Raw genomic sequence first — 19,650 nt, 5'->3', positions numbered from 1 at the left:
GACGGCGGAGCACCGGAAGGGCCGAGCCCGCGCCCGACCACCGCTGCTGTCGCGCAGCGCCGAACACTGGGAGCGCTATATGCCTACCGCCCTGCCGGAAAGACCGGTCCATAGGTCCACGGAGCCCAGTGCCGTCTCCCGGCCCGGGCGGTCCCCCGCCCTGACCAGTGGCAGTGGCCCGGCCGCCGTCCGGATCGGCGCGCTGACCGTCTGCCAGGCCGCCCTGATGGTGGGCCTCGGCCTCCTGATCACCGGGCCCGCCGGTCGAGTATGGCCATTGACCAGTGAGGACCGTGTCAACGAGGGTTTCGAGCACCTGCGCAACGGGCTCCGCAATGACGCGTCGCTCATGGCGTCGGAGGCCGGCAACACCGCCACGGTGATCATCATCACCGCTCTGGCCTGTCTGGGACTCATCCTGATACCCCGGCTGCCGAAGTGGCGGGAGGCGGTGTTCCTCGCCGTCTCCGTCTCGCTCCAGGCGCTGGTGTTCCTGGTCATCAGTGCGTCCGTGGACCGCGACCGGCCCGATGTGGACCGCCTCGACGCCTCGCCACCGACTGCCAGTTACACCTCCGGCCACACGGGTGCCGCCACGGCGCTCTATGCAGGCCTCGCCGTTCTGGCGCTCTCCCGTATCCGGGGTCCCTGGCGGAAAGCGGTCGGCGGGCTGCTGCTGCTCGTACCGCTGCTCGTGGCGGTCGCACGCCTCTACCGGGGGATGCACCACCCCACCGACGTCCTCGGCGGACTGCTGAACGGCAGCCTGTCGCTCCTGATCGTCGGCCGCGCCCTGCTGACCGAAGGCAACAGCCCCACCCCTGCGCCGTCGAACGCCATGGAGATCGCTCTGAAGGCCGCGGAGGAACGCTCCGCACGCGTGGCAGGCCACACCGTCGTCATCATCAACCCGACCGTGACCGACGATGCGGAACGCGAGATCGTGCGGCTGGTCCTGGAGCAACACGGGCGTCACTCCGTGGAGTTCGTCTCCACCACCGCGGACGACCCGGGCGGCGGCCAGGCGGCCGCCGCGGTCCGCGCCGGCGCATCGCTGGTCGTGGTCTGCGGCGGCGACGGAACGGTCCGGACGGTGGCGGACGCACTGGCCGGCACCGGAGTCAGCCTGGCCGTGGTGCCGTGTGGCACCGGCAATCTGCTCGCCCGGAACCTGGGGCTGCCCCTGAAACCCGCAGACGCCCTGGCCGCCGCGCTGTCGGGCGGCGCTCGCCGGATAGATCTCGGCCGGATCGAGGGCGACTCCCTCCCGGCCACTCATTTCACCGCCATGTCCGGCGCCGGACTGGACGCCGCGATGCTGGAGAACACCGGGGACCGCGCGAAGTCCGTCATCGGCTGGCCCGCCTACGTGGTGGCGGGTGTCAGCAGCCTGCGAGCCCCCCGGATGTCCGTATCGATCCGGCTGGACCGCGGGCCGGTCCTGCACCGCACCGCCCGTATGGTGCTCCTCGCCAACATAGGCAGGGTGCAGGGCGGCGCCGCCCTCGTCCCGGCCGCCGAACCCGACGACGGGCTCCTCGATCTGGCCGTCTTCGACCCGCACGGGCCCACCGGCTGGCTGCGCGCCGTCGGCATACTGCTGCGCGGCCGCTCGCAACCACCTCGCCCCTCCGCACAGGGCAGCTTCCCGGCCGCCGGCAGCGAGGGCGCCTCCACCCCGGTGGAGTACTTCACCTTCCGCCGCGCCGAACTCCGCTTCGCCCCGGTGCAGCCGCGCGAGATCGACGGAGATCCGGTAGGACCGGGGCGGCTGCTCGTCGCCGAAGTCGAGCCCGGGGCCCTGACCGTACTCCTGCCGTCGGGGGGCAAGTGAATGGGCACCGCGACCCGGGTCCCGCAGACCCGCGACATGGCAGGCGACGAGCTCTCCGCCGACGAGGCGCTGGCCTCGCTGCGCCGCTACGGCCGCTGGGCACTGGTGCGTGACTCCTTCATCCGCTTCCGTTACGCCGACGGCTTCAGCCACTCCCGAGCACTCGCCCTGCAGACCGTTCTCGCCGTCATACCGCTCGTTATCGCCTTCGTCGGGCTGTCGGCCTCACTGCATACGGACAACATGGGGAAGCTGATGGAACTGACAATCCACCGCATCGCCGCGGGGCCGAGCGCCGAGGTCGTGGACGATGCGCTCGACCGCAGCCGGCAGCGCGCCGGGGAAGGTTCTCAGCTCACGCTCTGGTTCGGCCTGGCCTTCTCGCTGGTGAACGTCACCACGGCGATGTGCCAGATCGAACGCGGTGCCAACCGGATCTACGGGGTCGAACGTGACCGCCCCTTCCACCAGAAGTACTTCCGGGGCCTGGTGATGGCGCTGGCTGCCGGGATCCCCCTGGGTATCGGGTTCATCCTGATGGTGGTGGGCGGCGACCTGGCCGCAGCCGCTGTGACGGTCTACGGGCTCGGCGACAGAGCCGGGAACTCGTGGGACCTGTTGCGCTGGCCGTGCGGGCTGCTGCTCGCGCTCATCTCCGCGAGCGCGATCTTCCGCCGTTCGCCTCGTCGCAGGCAGCCCGGGTACACCTGGCTGGCGTTCGGAGCGGCCGTCTACCTGGTGCTGTGGACCGTGCTGACCTGGCTGCTCAGTCTCTATCTCTCGGTCAGCGGGTCCTTCGACACGGTGTACGGCCCGCTGAGTGCTTTCATGTCGCTGCTCCTCTGGGCCTATCTGACCTCCATCGCCCTCTTTCTCGGCCTGTCCTTCGCCGCGCAGTTGGAGGCCGCCCGTGCCCGGCGGCCCGGCCCCATCCACCCCGATCCGGGAGCGTGAATGGTTGTACGAGCGACTGGCCTGCTGTTTCGTGAGCGCCGTGCGCGAGCGGCCGACCGCAGATTCGGTGTCCGGCTGTTCGGTGCTGTCGCCGTCGCCGCGCTCTCCGCGGTGCCCTTCGGTCTTCTTCTCGTCCTCGTCGAGGGCCGTTGGCGCCCGCTGCGCGTCATGGACGCGGGTGCGGCACGGCGACTGCACGAGACCGCGCTCACGCACCCTGCGTGGACAAGTACCCTCCGTTTCCTGTCCGACTGGGTCTGGGATCCGGCGACGCTTCGTTGCGTGGTCGCCCTGCTGACCGCTTGGCTGCTCTGGCGCCGCGCCTGGCGGCTGGCCGCCTGGTCCGGTGTGACGGCGGTGGCGGGGGCCCTGACAGGGCTGCTGGTCAAGACCGTGGTCGAGCGGGCCAGGCCCTCTTTGGCGGACCCGGTGGCCCGGGCACCGGGCTTCTCCTTCCCCTCGGGTCATGCAATGACCGCCACCACCTCGTTCGCCATCCTGATGCTCGCGCTGCTGCCGCTGGTGCCCCGTGGCTGGTTGAGAACCCTCTGCTGGAGCGTGTCGGCGCTCTCGGTGGTGGGTGTGGGCTTCACCCGGGTCGCGCTCGGCGTCCACTGGTTCAGTGATGTGGTCGGCGGCTGGCTCCTCGGTCTCGCCGTGGTGGCGTCGACTGCCTGGGCGTTCGAAGCCTGGCGCGCCGATTCCGGCCGTCGCCGCAGCGCGATGGCCGAGGGCCTGGAGCCCGAACTGAACGAGTCCGCCCCTGAGCGGTGAGCGACGGGCGTTGAGCGACGGGCGGCAACACCGGAGACCGTGACACTCGCGCCCCTCCCATGAGGTCGCCCGCGTGACTCCTCGGTCCTGATCGGTGCGGTGGCCCCTGTCCGGACCACCCCTTGCGCACATACGGTCATTGACCGTATACCTGCTGCCACGACTGTTGAATGGCTGGCAGTGACCGGGAGGGCGTGATGGCTGCGGCTGCGACGGCGTGGGGGCTCAGGCACGGCCTCGGGCATGTGCTGGTCCTGGCAGGGTTTCTCGCCGTGGCTGGCTGCTCGGCAGCCGAGCCCGCCGACAGCGGTGAGGGAGGTGCGAGTGCTGCCGCGGAGGCGAGTGCGTGCTCGTTACTGAACGCCGAGGATGTCCGGCAAGCCTTCGGTGCAACGGAATCCTTCACCGGAACACGGCCGGATCCCGTTGGCGGGAAACGGCCATGGGGCTGCACGTGGGGCAGCCGGAGCTCCTATGCGAGCGTCGGAGAAGTGAGCCACGAAGACTACCGCGCGGGAATCAAAGCGCCCGGAGTGCTTCTCGTCCCCCAGAACATCGGCACAGGAGACTCCTTCGCCGTCTACCCGGCGGATGACGACAAGCCCATGAGATTCGCCTTCACAACGGGGAACCGGTTTTACCATCTGGAGGTGATTCCGGCGCGCGACGGGGACTACCCGAGGTACGAACAGGGCGGCATCGGCACGAAGCTGCTCCGGCTGCTCGTCCCGGCCATCGAGAGCACCCGGAGCTGACGTCCGGCCGCGCGGAGTACTCGTCCTGCGGAAGGGCCCACCGCCGGAAGTGTTCTTGAAGACCGCCGATGCCACGGTTGGTGAAGGACCGGCAGATGCCAAGGCTCTTCCTTGTCGGCTTCCGCGGACAGCCAGAGCGAGCCATCGACGGCGCGAGCAGGTGACGGCCGCCTTGTTCCGTACCCTGGACGCATGCGCATGCGCCCCACTCTGAGCTGGTCCCCCACCGAAGACATGCCCCCCGCCACCACGGACCTGGAACCGGTCGCTGATGCACTGAGCACCGGCGGTGTGCTGGTGCTCAGCGGGGCGGGTATCTCCACGGAGTCGGGCATCCCCGACTACCGGGGCGAGGGCGGGAGCCTGAGCCGGCACACTCCGATGACCTACCAGGACTTCACCGGCAGCGCCCAGGCCCGTCGCAGGTACTGGGCGCGCAGCCACCTCGGCTGGCGTACCTTCGGCCGCGCCCGCCCCAACGCCGGGCACCGGGCCGTGGCCGCGTTCGAGCGGCACGGCCTGCTCTCGGGTGTGATCACCCAGAACGTCGACGGTCTGCACCAGGCCGCCGGCAGCAAGGACATCGTGGAACTCCACGGAAGCCTGGACCGGGTCGTCTGTCTTTCCTGCCACGCGTTCAGCTCGCGCCGCGAACTCGCCCGACGGCTGGAGGAGGCGAATACGGGCTTCGATCCGGTGGCCGCCGCGATCAACCCGGACGGCGACGCCGACCTCACCGACGAGCAGGTCGGGGACTTCCGCGTAGTGTCCTGCAGCGTCTGCGGCGGCATCCTCAAACCGGACGTGGTGTTCTTCGGCGAAGCCGTGCCCCCGCCCCGGGTCGAGCACTGCCGCGAACTGGTCCATGGAGCAGCCTCGCTGCTGGTCCTGGGCTCCTCACTGACGGTGATGTCCGGGCTCCGGTTCGTCCGCCAGGCGGACCGGGCAGGAAAGGCGGTGCTGATCATCAACCGGGACCTGACCCGGGGCGACCGGCACGCCGTCACCCGCATCGCGCTCCCGCTGGGAACGGCCCTCACCACCGTGGCCGGCCAACTGGGCATCCTCGCCGACGACGAGGCGCCAGAGCCCGCATAGACGGGTGGCGGTATCCGGGCCTCGCCATAGGTGCCCGGCGTCACGGACACCCTGAGAATCGTCAGGGTGGCGGTGACGCCTTTCGGCGACGGACGTGGCGGAGGGCAGGCTCAGGAAGACATGGTGACGGAACAACACTTCGGCGGTCACCGAAGTCTCCGCGCCCTAGCGTTCTGCCTCATGAACAGCACCACGGCTCAGGACGCCGCAAGGACCGACGTCTCGGACTCCGAGGCCACCACGCCCGACGCTGCCACCGATGGCGGCCATCTCTCCATATCCCCGAGCATTCTCTATTTCGGAACTCCCGTAGCGCTGCTGACCACCGAGAACCCTGACGGCACAGCGAATCTCGCGCCCATCTCCTCGGCCTGGGCACTGGGTCACACGGTCGTTCTCGGCCTGGGCGCGGAGGGGCGCACGGTCGCCAATCTCGCGGACCGCCCGGAACTGGTCATCAACCTTCCGTCGCCCGACCTCTGGGCATCCGTGGAACGCCTCGCCCCGCTCACCGGCGCCGACCCGGTGCCTGCCGCAAAACGCGGCGTCTACCGCCACGAGCCGGACAAATTCGCGGCCTCCGGGCTGCACCCCCAGGCCTCGGAGGCCGTCGGGCCGCCACGTGTCGCCGAGTGCCCCCTGCAACTGGAGGCCACGGTGCGCGACATCACACCGGCCGGTCCCCACCGGGACTTCCGGATCGTGGAGTGCGAAGTCGTCCGCGTGCACGCCGCTGCCTCCGTCGTGATCCCAGGAACCCAGCACATCGACCCCGCGGCCTGGAGCCCCCTGATCTACAACTTCCGGCACTATTACGGCCTGGGACACCCGGAGCTCGGCCACGGCTTCCGTTCTCAGACGGTGTGACGGCCACGGCCACGGGTGACGACCGGCCTCTCGCCGGTGCCGCACGCCCCTGTTGTCGCGCACCTGGCCATGCTTGACCTTGACACAGTGACAGGGCTTTCACTGCTTGCCGAGGAGGTGGTCCAGATGACGATCACGAAACGGGACACGGATTCGGGCCGAGCGCTCCAGGGGCTGGAGGACGGCCGTTCGTCCGTGCGACTGCGGGCTGCTCTGGAGCTCGGCACGACGCCCGACCCACGCTTTGTCGACTCGCTCGTCGAGCGTTGCGCGATCGAGCCCGAGTTCTTCGTCCGCGACATGCTGACCTGGGCGCTCACCCGCCACCCGGTGTCCCTCACACTCCCCCGGCTGGTTCACGAGATCCGCTCGGGGCGTGCGCAGGCACGGAGCCAGGCGCTGCACACACTGTCCAAAGTCGGGGACCGGCGGGCGTGGCCGGCGATCACACGGTCGCTGTTGTCCGACGCCGACACGGAAGTGGCGCGCAGCGCCTGGCGGGCCGCGGTCGTGCTCGTGCCGGAAGGCGAGGAGTCCGCCTTGGCCTCGGTGTTGGCGACGCAGCTCGGGCGCGGTGGGCGGGAGACACAGCTGAGTCTCAGCCGCGCGCTGATCGCCCTGGGCGAAGTGATTGTGCCTGCTCTGCATGCGGCGACGACGGCCCCTGACGCGCACGTGCGGGTACACGCGCTGGCCACACAACGACTGCTGCGGGACCCGGACACCGGGTTCGAGTTCGCGATCGAGGAGGCGAAGCGCGCCGTGGCTCTCGGCGGGGCCGGCCGGGAGGGACAATAGGACGTGTTGATCGGTGAGGTGGCGCGACGGTCCGGGGTCAGTGCCCGCATGCTCCGGCATTACGAGTCGCTCGGCCTGGTACGGCCTTCCGGGCGTACGGGCTCCGGATATCGGGAGTACTCCGGGGAGGACATCCGGCGGATCTTCCATATCGAGAGCCTGCGGTCGCTTGGATTGTCACTGCGTGAGATCGGGCGCGCGCTCGACGATCCCGGATTCATCCCCTCGGAGCTCGTCAACGACCTCATCCGTCAGACCGGCGAACGCATCGAGGCCGAAACCGATCTGCTCACGCGGCTGCGGCGGATCGACGCGGCGGACCCTGCCCGCTGGGAGGATGTCCTCCAGGTCGTTGCGCTCCTCCAGGCACTGGGCTCGAAGAGCGCCGGCGTGCGCCAACGCGCGGCCCTTTCCTCCGGGTACGAGACTCCGGTGCCCGTGGAGGCTCTGGTGGAGGCAGCACTGAGCGAGACGGAGCCGAACGTCGCCGGAGCCCTCAGATGGGCCCTGGCCCAATCGGGGGACGACGGCTCGGCGCTGCTGGCGGAGGGCCTCGCGGCACCGGTGGCCGCGGTGCGGGAACGTGCCGTTCGGTCCCTCGCCGAGATGCCCGGCGACGAGGCAGGTGCACAGCTGCGGCAGGCCCTTGCGAACCCCGACATCGTGGTCCGCAGGTATGCGGCTCTGGCGCTCGGGTCACGCGGAACAGCCGATGCGGTCCCGACGCTCATCGACATGATCGCGGAAGGAGAGAACGACACCGATGCCGCCGATGCACTGAGCCTCCTGGCGATCGACACCGCGACGGCGGACCAGATCGCGGCCAGGGTCGTCGAGCGCCTCGCCCAGGACACCGCGAAAGCGCCTGCACGTGGACGGCTGACCCAGGCGCTGGCCGCTGTCCCGGGGACAACAGCGTCACGTGCACTCGCAGAGCTGTCGCATGACGAGGACCGTGCCGTCGCGCTGACCGCGGCCTACCTTCTTCAGCTACGCGACACGCGGTGACGTGTCTCTCAGGAGTGCCGTTCACGCGGCCCGGGGGCAGGCGGTCCCGGACATTTCACCGTACGCCGGAGGGGGCAGCGGACCTGGCCATGTTCCCCAGCACGATCATCCCTACCCCGGCACTCCAGCGGGCGGCGTCGAGGACGGCCTGCTCCGGTACGGAGCCTGAGCGCGGAACGAACTGCCGTCGTGGCCGGGCGCCGGCCAACTCTTCTGTCTGGACGGTGCGGTTGGGCGGAGATCCGTGTTCCGCCGGGGCTGTGCAAGAACGGGAACGAAGGGTGTCATCGCCCCCGCTCCCTACTCTTGGGACATGAACGTGTTCGACGGCGGTGACGGCCGGCATCTGAGGTTGACCAACGGCGGCACCGCGGTGTTCGTGGATGTGCTGATGCTCGCCGTATCCGCGCTGGCCCACGAGCCGTGGGACTTCCGCTTCGCCGCCCTGCTGACACTTCAGGACCAGAACGTGATGGGGCGCGGCGTAGTCGGCTTCGGACTTGCGGAGCTCGACTGGGGGGACACACCGCACGAGCAGGCCGCGGCCAAGGACTTCCTGCTCCGCGTCCTCGATCTGGCGCTGTCCCGCCACCGATGGGAGGAGCTGACGTACGAGCCGCCCCGGGCCGAGGGCTACCTGCGCAGCTACCGGGCGATGGTGGAGGAGTTCGACCCTGCGACCGCGAGGACCGGCATGGGCGTCCTGCCCGGCCCGCAGGAAGCAGCGATGGCATCGTGCGTACGTCACCGGGTGCTGGATGCGCTGCCGTTCTGGGAAGCGTGCGTCTTCTGCACCGCCGGGGCCCCGGCGCCGCTCGAAGCACAGTGGCTTGCTGCGCCTTCCCCGGAGGGGGCGATCGACGGCGGGGCCTGAGGGCCTTCCGCCGGTCGGTGGAGGTGTCCCCATCCGCACCGGCCCCGGAAGGCCCTCACTCTGCGCACCTGCCGTCAGGCTTTGGCCTGCATGTTCCGTCGTGCGGGGTTGCTCTGCTCCGCTGCCTTCGGGTCCTTCTCGCCCGCCTTGGCGCGTACCCCTTGCTCGATCCGTTCGCCGATCGACTTGTCGACGTTGGACCAGTACTCAAAGGCTCGTCGCAGAACGGGCTCCGTAACCCCGTTGAGGAGGTGGCCCACGACGTTGTCCACCAGACGCTCCCGGGCCGCGTCGTCGAGGACCTCGCGCACCATGGTGCCGGCCTGGCCCCAGTCGTCGTCCTCGGAGTGGGATACGTAGGCGGCCCGGGTGATGTCTCCGTCGGCGTACCAACTGGGCGGGCTGCCGTAACGGTCGGTGTCGGCCGCGGGCCCGCCCTTGGAGTTCGGCGCGTAGACGGGGTCGGTCGTCTTGCGGTACGCCATCGCCCCGTCCTTCGAGTACGTGTTCACCGGGACGACGGGCGCGTTGACGGGAAGCTGCTGGTAGTTGCCCCCGATCCGGTAGCGGTGGGCGTCCGCGTACGCGAACAACCGGGCCAGCAGCATACGGTCCGGGCTGGGGCCGATGCCGGGGACCAGGTTGTTCGGCTGGAAGGCCGCCTGCTCGATCTCGGCGTGGTTGTCGGTGGGGTTGCGGTCCAGGGTCATCCGGCCGACCTCGATCAGCGGATAGTCGCTGTGCGGCCACACCTTGGTCAGGTCGAAGGGGTTGAACCGGTACTCCGCGGCGTCCTCGTACGGCATGACCTGTACGTGCAGGGTCCAGCTCGGGAAGTCGCCGTCGCGGATGTGCTCGAACAGGTCACGGGTGTGGTAATCCGTGTCCACCGAGGCCATCTGGTCGCCCTCGTGCTGGGTGAAGAACTCGATGCCCTGGTCGGTCTTGAAGTGGTACTTGACCCAGAAGCGCTCACCCTGCGCATTGATCCACATGTAGGTGTGGGAGGTGTACCCGTTCATATGGCGCCAGCTGCGGGGGATCCCGCGATCGCCCATCAGCCACGCGACCTGGTGGGCCGACTCGGGCGAGAGGGTCCAGAAGTCCCATTGCATGTCGTGGTCGCGCAGGTTGTTGTCCGCGCGCCGCTTCTGAGACCGGATGAAGTGCTGGAACTTCATCGGATCCTTGACGAAGAACACGGGGGTGTTGTTACCCACCATGTCGTAGTTGCCTTCGCTCGTGTAGAACTTCACCGCGAAGCCCCGGGGGTCACGCCAGGTGTCCGGGCTGCCTCGCTCGCCGGCGACCGTGGAGAACCGGGTCACCAGCTCGGTCCTGGTCCCGGGCTGGAACACGGCCGCCTTGGTGAAGGCGCTGACGTCACCGGTGACCGAGAAGTGCCCAAAGGCCCCGCTGCCCTTGGCGTGGGGCTGGCGTTCCGGGATCCGTTCGCGATTGAACTGCGCCATCTGCTCGATCAGGTAGGCGTCCTGCAGCAGGATCGGGCCGCCCGGTCCGACGGTGAGCGAGTGTTCGTCGCTCTCCACCGGGGCCCCGGAATCGGTGGTGGTCGGCTCACGTGAAGCGTCGGTCATCAGGCTGCCCTCCATCAGTTGCTGTGAGTGCATCACCGGTCACACCAGAGGGGGCGGAACGGCGCCGCGCTAGCTCGATTAGCCCGGATTGAATGATGTCAAACATAGACGAAAGGAATATTTCGTCATTCTGCCCGACTCCTCAGCGCAAGGCGCGCCGCCGTACAGCCCCCGCTTGTCCCGAATCAGCCGACATACGCGGGGCGGGGCGCAGAGTCTGGACCCAGCGGGCAGTGCTGTCGGCGCACTGCCCGCTGGGGTGAGGCGGCGGCTGCGGGAGACGATCCCCCACTCCACCCGCTCCTCCACGTGCTCGTCCGCTGTTCGGGCGAGACGGAGCCCGGACCCGGCCTCGCGAGCAAACCCTCGCGACCCGCCCGTGCCGCCACGGGCAAGCGCTGTTCCATGCCGCCGGCAGCCGTTCCGTGAGCCCGGGGCCGCACCGCTTCCGCAGTGTGCGGGTGACACCGGTGGCCCCCTCGCCCGTGACGGCCCAGGATGGAGCTCCTCGATCTGAACCGTCTGCCCGTCGCAGCCCTTGAACGTGACCCCGTGACCAGATCTCGTGGACAAGGAGCCCAGAACCGTGGCCGACCTGGATCCGTTCACCGACGCCCTCGACTACCCGCTGTATGTCGTGACCACGCAAGTAGACGGTGAACGGGCCGGCTGCCTGGTCGGCTTCGCATCGCAGTGCTCGATCCGGCCCGTCCGGTTCATCGTGTGGCTGTCGAAGGCCAACCACACCTACCGCGTCGCCGCCCGTGCCGACCGGCTTGCGGTACACCTGCTCGGCCATGAACAGGGGGACCTGGCCCGCCTCTTCGGCGGCGAGACCGGTGACAGTACCGACAAGTTCGCCCGGACCGCCTGGCACCCGGGCCCGGGCGGAGCCCCGGTCCTGGACGACGCGCCCGCCTGGTTCGTCGGCCGCGTCGAGAGCCGCGTCGCCGGCGGCGACCACGTCGGGTTCCTGCTTGTCCCGGAGGCGGCGGAACACCCCGCGGACGACGGTCTCCGTCTCCTGTCACTGTCTGACGGCCTCGGCATCACCCCGGGACATCCGGCGGGCTGACCCGAAGCGGCCGGTACCCAGCAGGTACGCGGGCTCCTCGCCCCCACCCGGTTGTCATGCGCAGAAGGCGGACGAGGGAGCGCACACCGAAGGCGGCACCGGTCCTGCCTGGTGGAACGGCGTGCGCCGAGGCCCAGCGCCCGGCATGATCGCGGTCATGCTGATCGCTCATGAGGGTTGTTCGCCGACCGTCCACCCCACGGCCTATGTCGCTCCGACCGCCACGTTGTGCGGGGACGTACGTGTGGGGGCGGGTTGCCGGGTGCTGTTCGGTGCGGTGCTCACCGCCGAGGGCGGCCCCGTGGTGCTGGACGAGGGCAGCATCGTGATGGAGAACGCGGTGCTGCGTGGAACCCGGCAGGATCCGCTGCTTCTCGGACGACAGGTGCTGGTGGGCCCCACGGCCTACCTGACCGGCTGCCGGGTCGAGGACGAGGTCTTCCTGGCCACCGGGAGCCGCGTCTTCAACGGGGCATTGATCGGGGCCCGCTCCGAGGTGCGTATCAACGGCATCGTGCATCTGCGCACCGTGCTGCCCGCCGACTCGATGGTGCCCATCGGATGGGTCGCCGTCGGTGACCCGGTGCGCATCCTTTCACCGGCGGACCACGAGGAAATCTGGGCGGTGCAGAAGACCCTGGACTTCCCCGGCTACGTCTTCGGCCTGGACCGTCCAGCCGACGGCGAGAGCCTGATGCCGGCCATTGCCGAACGCTTCGGCCGAGGCCTCGGCCGCCACAGCAACGACCACCAGATCTGAGCCAGGATTCGGACAGGACGGTCAAATTCCTGAAGCCCTCCGGCGGAAACCGCATCGCGTGGACACGTCCTGCAATGCACCCGTCTCCGACGGGATGCGGACCGGACGACAGCGCATCTACGCTCTTTGCGGAAATTCATGCAGGGACTTACCGATGCCGAGGCGGGACATCCGCCGTCAATCCCATCCCTGTGCGGGCCGGACCACGTACAAGCGCCCCCGGACGCCCGCGCGCGGGGTGGCCCCGACTGAATGTCGGGGCCACCCCGCGCTGCTGACCGGCGGCCAACTCCTACCAGCGGTACCAACGGCCACGGCGGCCACCCACTCCGGCGGAACGCATGACAAAGCCGAGCAGCCAGACGGCCAGCACGATCACTGCCACGATCCACAAAGCCTTCAGAGCGAATCCGGCACCGAAAAGGACGAGAGCGAGCAACAGAACGAGAAGCAGGGGAACCATAGTTATCAACCTCCAGAACATCGTGTGCCCTGACCGGCGCCCTTCATGCACTCGAAATCAAGCGTTTCTCCCTCTGGAATACGGGAATTAGACTCCGCTCGGCCGGCAGCGTCACCGGGTCCGGAATCCGAATGCCCCGGCTGTTTTTCGGCTTCTCCGGGGCCTGCCGCCTCCTACTGCCCCTCCGAAGCACCAGTGGGTACGGACCTCGGTCTTCAGCAGCCGGTCCGCCTGGAGCGGAGGGAAGACCGCGGTTCACCCTGCTTCGTCTCCGGGGCAGGAACTACTGTCGCGTGCATGGTCGAACACAATGCCCTCAGTGCCACCCGCGAGGCTTACGACGCCGTCGCGCTCACCTATGCGCAACTGTTCCGCGACACGCTGAACGACAGCCCCCTGGACCGTGCGATCCTGGGCGCCTTCGCCGAACTCGTCAGTGCGAGTGGGGATGACCAGGTCGCGGATCTGGGGTGTGGACCGGGTCATATCACCGCCCATCTGCACGAGTTGAGCCTGAAGGCATTCGGCGTTGACGCCTCTCCAGCGATGATCGAGTTGGCTCGGCAGGCCTATCCTCACCTGCGGTTCGAAGTAGGCTCGATGTTCAGTCTGAGCATCGCTGACGGCGCGCTGGGCGGCGTACTCGCGCGCTGGTCCATCATCCACACTCCGCCGCAGGAGCTCCCCCTCGTCCTCGATGAGTTCCATCGTGTACTGGCACCTGGCGGCCACCTCCTGATCGGCTTCTCGGCGAGCGACGATCCGTCTCAGCCGGCGCAGGTCTTCGATCACACCGTCGCGCCCGCCTATCGGTGGTGGCCCGATCACCTCGCCGCGATGCTGCACACGTGCGGATTGACCGAGGTGGGCCGGATGGTCCGCGAGCCGCAGCCCACCGACCGGCGGCAGTTCCAGGAGGTTCAACTGCTCGCCCGCAAGGCCCGGGCAGGAGCTGCCTGATCCACCGCTCGAACCCCGTCCGTCCCCCACCCAGGCCCGAAGGCCACGCCGCCCACGCGGGCAGCAGGGCAGCCCAGCAGCATGCGGAGGCCGGACGGTCGGCACCGCTGCGCTGCGGCAGGAATAGTGGGCGCGCGTCGCTGTTGATCACACTATGACTTCTGAGACACGTGAGACGTTCGGACAGGTCGGCATCTGGAGCAGCGCCCTGCACTGGTCACGGGCGGACGACGCGGGGAGGGCGGCGATCGCGGAGGCGGTCGCCGAGCTCGAAGACCTGGGATACGGCACGCTCTGGATCGGGGGCAGCCCCTCGCCCGACGACGCGGCCGCTGTCGTCGCCGCCACCCGTTCGGTCACGGTGGCCACGGGCATCCTGAGTATCTGGGACCACACCGCGGCGGAGGTGGCGGCCCGGATCGCGACGCTCGACGCGAGCGCCCGCGGGCGATTCGTCCTCGGTCTGGGGGTCAGCCACGGCCCGATGGTCCCGCAGTACGCGAAACCGTACAGCGCGATGGTCGCCTACCTCGATGCGCTGGATTCCGCCACCCCGCCCGTGGACTCCGGACATCGTGTACTGGCGGCGCTCGGTCCGAAGATGCTGAAGCTCGCGACCGGTCGGGCGCTCGGCGCCCACCCCTATCTCGTCACCACTGAGCACACCGCGGAAGCCCGCGAGGCGCTCGGCCCCGAAGCGCTGCTCGCCCCGGAACTGTCCGTCGTGCTCGACACCGACCTCGACCGGGCCCGCACCACCGCGCGGAACATGCTGGCGATGTACCTCCGCCTGCCCAACTACACCGACAACCTGCTGCGCCTGGGATTCACGGAGAGCGACTTCGAAGGCGGCGGCAGCATTCGTCTCCTCGACGCCCTCTTCGCCCTGGGCGACGCCGAGCAGGTGAGGGCCAGGACCCGGCAGTACCTCGACGCCGGCGCCGATCACGTCGCGCTTCAGGTGCTCACCGCCGACGAGGGCGGCGCCGGCCTGCCGCGAGCCCAATGGCGCGCTCTGGCCGAGGCCTTCGGTGATGAGCTGTAGCGGACGGTCCTCGAAGAAGGGGCCGCCGGGCCACGGGCATCGTCACCACCGCCCCGCACCTCGTCGACCGGGAGGGATCCGGCGGCGGCCGTGACCCCGGCTACGGCGGCCCGCCGGCCTCCTGGAAGACCGGCGTCGTCCCACCTCCCACAGGGTCGGCGGACCGCCTCGGGACGCCCGGATCAGCGGATTTCGGTGACCCGGCGTTCGATGCGTGCCGCGCAGTTGGAGTTCTCCACCGACACGTACACGTTGGCGATGCTGCCACCCCAACTCACGCAGTGGCCCTTTCCGTAGACGTAGGCCGGCCCCGCATACGAGGTGTAGTTCCCGGAGTCCCCGGCCCACTCGTCGGTGTCCGGCACGTAGATGTACGTGGACACCTCCTTGGCCGTGCCCGGGTTGGCACGGATGGTCGCGACGCAGTTCTTCCCGTTCGAGGAGTTGTAGGTCAGGTAGACGGTGCCCAGCGAACCGACGGGCACCGAGTTCACGGTCTTGTAGGCCTTGCCGCAGACGCCCTGCGGCGTGACGTTCGGTGCGGCGGAGGCGGCCGTGCTGCACACGACCGTGGCGCCCACGACCAGTGTGCTCAACGCCCCGGCGACTGCGATATTACGCATGCTTCCCATTTATCCCCCTTGTGTCTTTGAGAGCGGAATACTCCCACTTGTTGTGACCCACGGGCGGCGCGGATGGTTGTACACGGCGCGCCCAGAGGTGTCGTGGAGCCCGTGCATGACGCGATCGGACCGAGCGATGCGCGACGGATCGCCGGGTGAGGGCAGGTCCCGTGGCGCCCATGGGCACGTTCTCCTGGCAGGGGCGGGACAAGGCCGGGGCGGAAACGGGGGTCCCGCCCACATCCGTGCTACTGCTTGCGCAACAGCGCGCAGACGAAGTTCTCCTCCACGGCCCGCACTCGCCCCAGCAGTTCAGGCTTGTTCGTCTTGTTGACCTGGGTGGTCAGGGAGAAGGTCAGCGACCGCTTGCCGTCCGGGGTGGCCGCGACCAGTTGTGTGTAGCCGGGGAAGTTGCCCGTGTGTCCGTACACCACACCGCAGCGGGTGGTGTAGCGGAAGATCGCCAGACCGGCCTTGTTCTCGCCCGGGCCTGCGGGCTCGGACGCGCCGTCCACCCAGTTCAGCTGCTGTCGGCGTGTCCGGTCGGAGATCAGCCTCCCGCCGGCGTAGCCGCGGATGAAAGCCGTCATGTCCTTCGGCGTCGAGATGATCCCGCCCGACGCCCACACGCCCGAGGCGCTCAGCGCCTCGCTGATGTCCTCGGGCGGGTCCGGCGGGGTGACGTCGTATCCGTGCATGTACGGCTCGGGCATCCGGTAGCCCTGCGGCAAGGTGGTGCTGCGCAGGCCCAGCGGGCGATACACGAGCTGGGCGAGCAGATCCTCGTAGCGGCGGCCCGTCACCGCCTCCGCCATCAGTGCCACGGCGATGTTGTCGGAGTTGGAGTAGGCGTACTTGGCCCCCGGGCGGAACGCGAGCGGCTCGGCGGCGACGAAGTCCAGCAGTCGGCGGGAGTCGAAGTGGCGGCGCGGGTTCGCGGTCAGCAGGTCCAGGAACTCCGGGTCCTCGGTGTAGTCCGGCAGTCCGCTGGTGTGGTTCAGGAGCTGGCGCAGCGTGACCCGGTGCCAGGCGCGCGGCAGCCGGGGAAGCACGTGGCCGATGGTGTCGTTCAGGCGCAGCCTCCCGCGGTCGACGAGTTGGAGGGAGACCGCGCCGCTGTACGCCTTGGCCGTACTGGCGATGCGCATGTGGTCCGTGGCAGCGATCGCACGGCCGGTGCCCGTCTCGGCCACTCCGGCCCGGATGACCTCGGTGCGGGAGCCTCGCTTGAGGACGGCGATCGCTCCGGGCGGGCCTCCGGGCGCGGTGGTCAGTTCCTGCAACTGCCGTCGCAGTGCGCGGTCGTGGTCGGCGGGGGCCTCCTCGGCATGGGCCGGGGCGTGCACCGGCCCGGCCACGCAGGCAGCGGCCAACAGGGCGACGAGGGGCAGGCGGACCTGCGGGAAGCCGGGAAGCAGCACGGAAGGACTCCTGAGACGTGAGCACGTGGAACGTCCAGCTTCGCCCGTCGGTCCGCAAGCTGCGCGCGGCTCTGCTCCATCCAGCCGAGTGCGACGAGTCCGCCGGTGCCGGAGGTGTTCACGCCGTGCTCGACGGCGTTGTCCGTTCACGACCGCTGAGGTGCGGGCCGACCAGTGGGTGAGGGGTGAGCGGGCCTTGAGCTTTCGCGGCCGCAACGCAGCGCGGGTTCGGCGACGGCTCAGAAGTATGCCGGGCACACGGTGAGTTCGGCGGACAACCCGAGCATGATCGGGGGCTGAGCCCGGTATCCGGCGCAACGAGACTGCCCCCGGTCCGTGCGAACCGGGGGCAGGCGTGCGTACGGCGGGGGCCGGGCGTACCCGGGTCAGTCGGTGTCGGTCTCCTCCGCGGTGACGGAGCCGGTGGCAGCGTCGATGTCGACCGTGGTCTCGTTCCATCCCTTGTCGACGACGTCCACCGACCAGACGAGGACGTTCTTGTCGTTCGCGTCCAGCTCCAGGGACGTGACGGTGCCCTTCTTCTTGTCCGTCGCCGCCTTGGCCGCCTGCTGCGGGGTCTGCTTGGCCTTGGCGATCCAGTCGGCCGTACGGCTCTTCTCCTCGGCGTCCTGCTCGGAGTCCTCGGTGGACTTGACCACCTTGCCGGAGACGGCGTCGATGCGCACGAAGTGCTCGGTCCCGTCCTTCACCGCGACCGTCGCGACCCATTCCGGGCCGGTGGCTGCGGGCGAGGCACTCGCGCCGCTGGGCGAGGCAGCGGTGCCGGTCGGGGAGGGGCTCGCACTCCCGGACGGTGAGGCGCTGTTGCCCGACGGTGAGGCGCTCGCAGTGGGCGACGCGCTCTCCTTGTCGGTGTCGTCGTCCGACTCCCCCGGACCCCGCAGGTCGAGTTCGATCACCTTGCCGCCGCTGACGGCGCCCTCGGCCGTCGTGACGGCCTTGTCGAAGGTGATCTTGGTGGAGCCGAGGAGTGCTTTGCGGTCCTTCTGGTCCTCGGTCAGCGCGGCGCTCGGCGACGCGCTCTTGCTCGCGCTGTACGAGGGGGTCACGGTCCGCTCCGGTACGGCGCGCGCGGCCTCCGAGGTGGCCGTGCCGGTCGAGGTGTCGCCGCTGTCCTGGCCGCAGCCCGTGAGCAGGGCCGCGGCCAGGAGGACGCCGGCGGCGCCGGCGGCACGGAGGCGCTGGGTACGGAGAAATCCGGTGTTCTTCGGTGGGAAGTCACATGTCATGCCCGCATACCTAACCGCGCCGCAGGTCCGGCATGACGTGCCGCTGCCCGGTGTCACCCGATCACCGGAGAACCTGTCTCAGACCTGCTCGTCCTCGGGGATGCTCACCAGCCACCGGGTAGCGCGGCGGGGCCTCAGGTACACGGCCCAGTAGAGCGTGGCGACAGCGGTGATCCCGCCGGTCCAGAGCAGGTACTCGGTCTCCTGCTGAGTCAGGATGTACGCGAGGACGAGGATGAGCAGCACCGGAATCGCGGGCCAGAGCGGCATGCGCCAGGCGGGTGCGCCGCGGTGCGAGCCGCGCCGGCAGAGCAGCGCCGCGATGGCCACCAGCAGGTACATGGCGGTGACGGAGACGCCGGTGACGCCGTACAGGGTGTCGAGATTGACGAAGCAGAGAGCCGCTCCCGGAACGCCGACGACGAGCGTCGCCACCCACGGCGAGCCGAACCGGCCGAGCCGGGACAGTGCCCTGTTGACCGGGGCGGGCCAGGCCTTGTCGCGGGCTGAGGCGAACAGCACCCGGGAGTTCTGGATGACCATGACGATGCCGGCGTTGATGATGGCGAGGGCGACGCAGAGGCTGACGAACGTACCCACGGCCGAGTTGGACCACGCCTCGACCATGCCGCTGAGGTCGCCGGAGGTCAGGGCCGCGAGGTCGGGTGCGCCCATGGTGATGGCGATGACGGGGACGAGGATGACGGCCGTCGAGATCGCGAGCGTGGCGAGGACGGTACGGGCCACGTTGCGCCGCGGGTTCTCCAGTTCCTCCGAGAGGTAGACGGCGGTGGAGAAGCCCTGCGTGATGAAGAGGGCGATGGCCAGCCCGGAGACCACCATCATGGCGGTGACGGTCGAGCTCGTGCCGCCCGGCGCGGCGACGGACCCGTGCACGAGCGCGGAGGCGCCCCGCTCGGAGTGGGCGAACCCGAGCACGGCGACGACACCGGCTGCGATCACTTCCAGGACCAGGAAGATGCCGGTGATCCACGCGTTCGCACGCAGGTCGAGGAGGCCCGCGAGGGTGGCCAGCAGCATGACGCCCGCGCCGGCGAGGGAGGCGGGGATGTGGACGAGGGGCGCGAGGTAGTCGGCGGTCCCCATGGCGATGACCGGGGGCACGATCATGACGACCAGCAGGGAAAGCACGAAGACGAGCCAGCCGGCGAGCCGGCCCGCCATCGTCGACACCATGGCGTACTCGCCCCCGGCACTGGGGATGAGGGTGCCCAGCTCCGAGTAACAGAACGCCACCGCTATACAGAGCAGCGAGCCGATGGCGATGGTGAGGGCGGTGTACGTGCCGAGGCTGGAGAACAGGTCCGGCACCACCACGAAGAGGGTGGAGGCGGGAGTCACGCAGGAGAGCGTGAGCAGGGTCCCCCCGACGACGCCGATGGAACGCTTGAGCTTCTGCGGGGTGGGGCCGGTCGCGGGGGCGAGCGCCTGTGGAGCGCTGAGCGTGTCGGTCATCGAGTCGGGTTCCGATC

General features: G+C 69.4%; 19 protein-coding genes. 13 read left to right on the top strand and 6 right to left on the bottom strand.

All coding sequences use genetic code 11. The features are described 5' to 3' along the window. Positions 1-79: 79 nt before the first annotated feature. The 9 genes from SH922_RS39295 (at position 80) to SH922_RS39255 (ending at position 8,962) form a co-directional block, all read left to right on the top strand. Positions 80-1,834: a diacylglycerol kinase family protein gene (locus SH922_RS39295; RefSeq protein ID WP_393063279.1), complete on the top strand. Its 1,755-nt coding sequence runs from the start codon at positions 80-82 to the stop codon at positions 1,832-1,834. Beyond that, positions 1,835-2,788, top strand: coding sequence for a YihY/virulence factor BrkB family protein (locus SH922_RS39290; RefSeq protein WP_393063278.1), 954 nt, complete (start codon positions 1,835-1,837; stop codon positions 2,786-2,788). Beyond that, positions 2,789-3,562 (top strand): phosphatase PAP2 family protein, encoded by a 774-nt coding sequence (locus SH922_RS39285; RefSeq protein ID WP_393063277.1) that lies wholly within the window; start codon positions 2,789-2,791, stop codon positions 3,560-3,562. It abuts the gene before it with no gap. A gap of 170 nt (positions 3,563-3,732) precedes the next feature. Continuing rightward, positions 3,733-4,317: a hypothetical protein gene (locus tag SH922_RS39280; RefSeq protein ID WP_393063276.1), complete on the top strand. Its 585-nt coding sequence runs from the start codon at positions 3,733-3,735 to the stop codon at positions 4,315-4,317. A 192-nt stretch (positions 4,318-4,509) separates the two neighbouring features. Next, a complete protein-coding gene (locus tag SH922_RS39275; RefSeq protein WP_393063275.1) occupies positions 4,510-5,415 on the top strand; it encodes an NAD-dependent protein deacetylase in 906 nt (301 codons plus the stop codon). 180 nt (positions 5,416-5,595) lie between these two features. Then, complete coding sequence (locus tag SH922_RS39270) at positions 5,596-6,282, top strand: flavin reductase family protein (RefSeq protein ID WP_393063274.1); 687 nt, start codon at positions 5,596-5,598, stop codon at positions 6,280-6,282. Positions 6,283-6,408: 126 nt separating this feature from the next. Next, positions 6,409-7,080, top strand: coding sequence for a HEAT repeat domain-containing protein (locus SH922_RS39265; RefSeq protein WP_393063273.1), 672 nt, complete (start codon positions 6,409-6,411; stop codon positions 7,078-7,080). A gap of 3 nt (positions 7,081-7,083) precedes the next feature. Further along, positions 7,084-8,088, top strand: a complete 1,005-nt coding sequence (locus SH922_RS39260; RefSeq protein WP_393063272.1) for a MerR family transcriptional regulator — start codon at positions 7,084-7,086, stop codon at positions 8,086-8,088. Between the two features lie 313 nt (positions 8,089-8,401). Then, positions 8,402-8,962, top strand: a complete 561-nt coding sequence (locus tag SH922_RS39255; protein ID WP_393063271.1) for a hypothetical protein — start codon at positions 8,402-8,404, stop codon at positions 8,960-8,962. Between the two features lie 74 nt (positions 8,963-9,036). On the opposite strand, the gene SH922_RS39250 is transcribed toward SH922_RS39255, so the two are convergent. Beyond that, positions 9,037-10,560: a catalase gene (locus SH922_RS39250; protein WP_393063270.1), complete on the bottom strand. Its 1,524-nt coding sequence runs from the start codon at positions 10,558-10,560 to the stop codon at positions 9,037-9,039. Positions 10,561-11,146: 586 nt separating this feature from the next. Here SH922_RS39250 and SH922_RS39245 point away from each other — a divergent pair. Both SH922_RS39245 and SH922_RS39240 read left to right on the top strand, forming a co-directional pair. Next, a complete protein-coding gene (locus tag SH922_RS39245) occupies positions 11,147-11,635 on the top strand; it encodes a flavin reductase family protein (RefSeq protein ID WP_393063269.1) in 489 nt (162 codons plus the stop codon). A 157-nt stretch (positions 11,636-11,792) separates the two neighbouring features. Further along, complete coding sequence (locus SH922_RS39240; protein WP_393063268.1) at positions 11,793-12,395, top strand: gamma carbonic anhydrase family protein; 603 nt, start codon at positions 11,793-11,795, stop codon at positions 12,393-12,395. Positions 12,396-12,687: 292 nt separating this feature from the next. On the opposite strand, the gene SH922_RS39235 is transcribed toward SH922_RS39240, so the two are convergent. After that, a complete protein-coding gene (locus SH922_RS39235; protein ID WP_326734156.1) occupies positions 12,688-12,858 on the bottom strand; it encodes a hydrophobic protein in 171 nt (56 codons plus the stop codon). Positions 12,859-13,155: 297 nt separating this feature from the next. On the opposite strand from SH922_RS39235, the gene SH922_RS39230 reads away from it, so the two are divergent. Further along, entirely contained in the window at positions 13,156-13,818 is a 663-nt protein-coding gene (locus SH922_RS39230; protein ID WP_393063267.1) for a class I SAM-dependent methyltransferase, read from the top strand. Positions 13,819-13,972: 154 nt separating this feature from the next. Then, positions 13,973-14,863, top strand: a complete 891-nt coding sequence (locus SH922_RS39225; protein WP_393063266.1) for an LLM class F420-dependent oxidoreductase — start codon at positions 13,973-13,975, stop codon at positions 14,861-14,863. Between the two features lie 182 nt (positions 14,864-15,045). Here SH922_RS39225 and SH922_RS39220 read toward each other — a convergent pair whose 3' ends face one another. The 4 genes from SH922_RS39220 to SH922_RS39205 form a co-directional block, all read right to left on the bottom strand. Further along, positions 15,046-15,495, bottom strand: coding sequence for a spore-associated protein (locus SH922_RS39220; RefSeq protein ID WP_393063265.1), 450 nt, complete (start codon positions 15,493-15,495; stop codon positions 15,046-15,048). Between the two features lie 239 nt (positions 15,496-15,734). Beyond that, positions 15,735-16,907, bottom strand: coding sequence for a serine hydrolase domain-containing protein (locus tag SH922_RS39215; RefSeq protein ID WP_393063264.1), 1,173 nt, complete (start codon positions 16,905-16,907; stop codon positions 15,735-15,737). A gap of 386 nt (positions 16,908-17,293) precedes the next feature. After that, positions 17,294-18,157, bottom strand: coding sequence for a PepSY domain-containing protein (locus SH922_RS39210; protein ID WP_393063263.1), 864 nt, complete (start codon positions 18,155-18,157; stop codon positions 17,294-17,296). Positions 18,158-18,235: 78 nt separating this feature from the next. After that, positions 18,236-19,633 (bottom strand): APC family permease, encoded by a 1,398-nt coding sequence (locus tag SH922_RS39205; protein ID WP_393063262.1) that lies wholly within the window; start codon positions 19,631-19,633, stop codon positions 18,236-18,238. Between the last annotated feature and the right edge of the window lie 17 nt (positions 19,634-19,650).

The organism is Streptomyces sp. LN549, assembly GCF_043203805.1.
GTDB lineage: Bacteria > Actinomycetota > Actinomycetes > Streptomycetales > Streptomycetaceae > Streptomyces.
The sequence above is the reverse complement of the archived record's forward strand: the minus strand, read 5'-3'. Positions and strand labels throughout refer to the sequence as shown.

Bases quoted from the DNA above. Each gene is read 5' to 3' on its own strand.
- SH922_RS39230 (WP_393063267.1), top strand. From the start codon at position 13,156: ATGGTCGAACACAATGCCCTCAGTGCCACCCGCGAGGCTTACGACGCC.
- SH922_RS39280 (WP_393063276.1), top strand. From the start codon at position 3,733: ATGGCTGGCAGTGACCGGGAGGGCGTGATGGCTGCGGCTGCGACGGCG.
- SH922_RS39235 (WP_326734156.1), bottom strand. From the start codon at position 12,858: ATGGTTCCCCTGCTTCTCGTTCTGTTGCTCGCTCTCGTCCTTTTCGGT.
- SH922_RS39250 (WP_393063270.1), bottom strand. From the start codon at position 10,560: ATGACCGACGCTTCACGTGAGCCGACCACCACCGATTCCGGGGCCCCG.
- SH922_RS39295 (WP_393063279.1), top strand. From the start codon at position 80: ATGCCTACCGCCCTGCCGGAAAGACCGGTCCATAGGTCCACGGAGCCC.
- SH922_RS39210 (WP_393063263.1), bottom strand. From the start codon at position 18,157: ATGACATGTGACTTCCCACCGAAGAACACCGGATTTCTCCGTACCCAG.
- SH922_RS39275 (WP_393063275.1), top strand. From the start codon at position 4,510: ATGCGCATGCGCCCCACTCTGAGCTGGTCCCCCACCGAAGACATGCCC.
- SH922_RS39270 (WP_393063274.1), top strand. From the start codon at position 5,596: ATGAACAGCACCACGGCTCAGGACGCCGCAAGGACCGACGTCTCGGAC.
- SH922_RS39255 (WP_393063271.1), top strand. From the start codon at position 8,402: ATGAACGTGTTCGACGGCGGTGACGGCCGGCATCTGAGGTTGACCAAC.
- SH922_RS39205 (WP_393063262.1), bottom strand. From the start codon at position 19,633: ATGACCGACACGCTCAGCGCTCCACAGGCGCTCGCCCCCGCGACCGGC.
- SH922_RS39225 (WP_393063266.1), top strand. From the start codon at position 13,973: ATGACTTCTGAGACACGTGAGACGTTCGGACAGGTCGGCATCTGGAGC.
- SH922_RS39240 (WP_393063268.1), top strand. From the start codon at position 11,793: ATGCTGATCGCTCATGAGGGTTGTTCGCCGACCGTCCACCCCACGGCC.
- SH922_RS39285 (WP_393063277.1), top strand. From the start codon at position 2,789: ATGGTTGTACGAGCGACTGGCCTGCTGTTTCGTGAGCGCCGTGCGCGA.
- SH922_RS39220 (WP_393063265.1), bottom strand. From the start codon at position 15,495: ATGGGAAGCATGCGTAATATCGCAGTCGCCGGGGCGTTGAGCACACTG.
- SH922_RS39290 (WP_393063278.1), top strand. From the start codon at position 1,835: ATGGGCACCGCGACCCGGGTCCCGCAGACCCGCGACATGGCAGGCGAC.
- SH922_RS39265 (WP_393063273.1), top strand. From the start codon at position 6,409: ATGACGATCACGAAACGGGACACGGATTCGGGCCGAGCGCTCCAGGGG.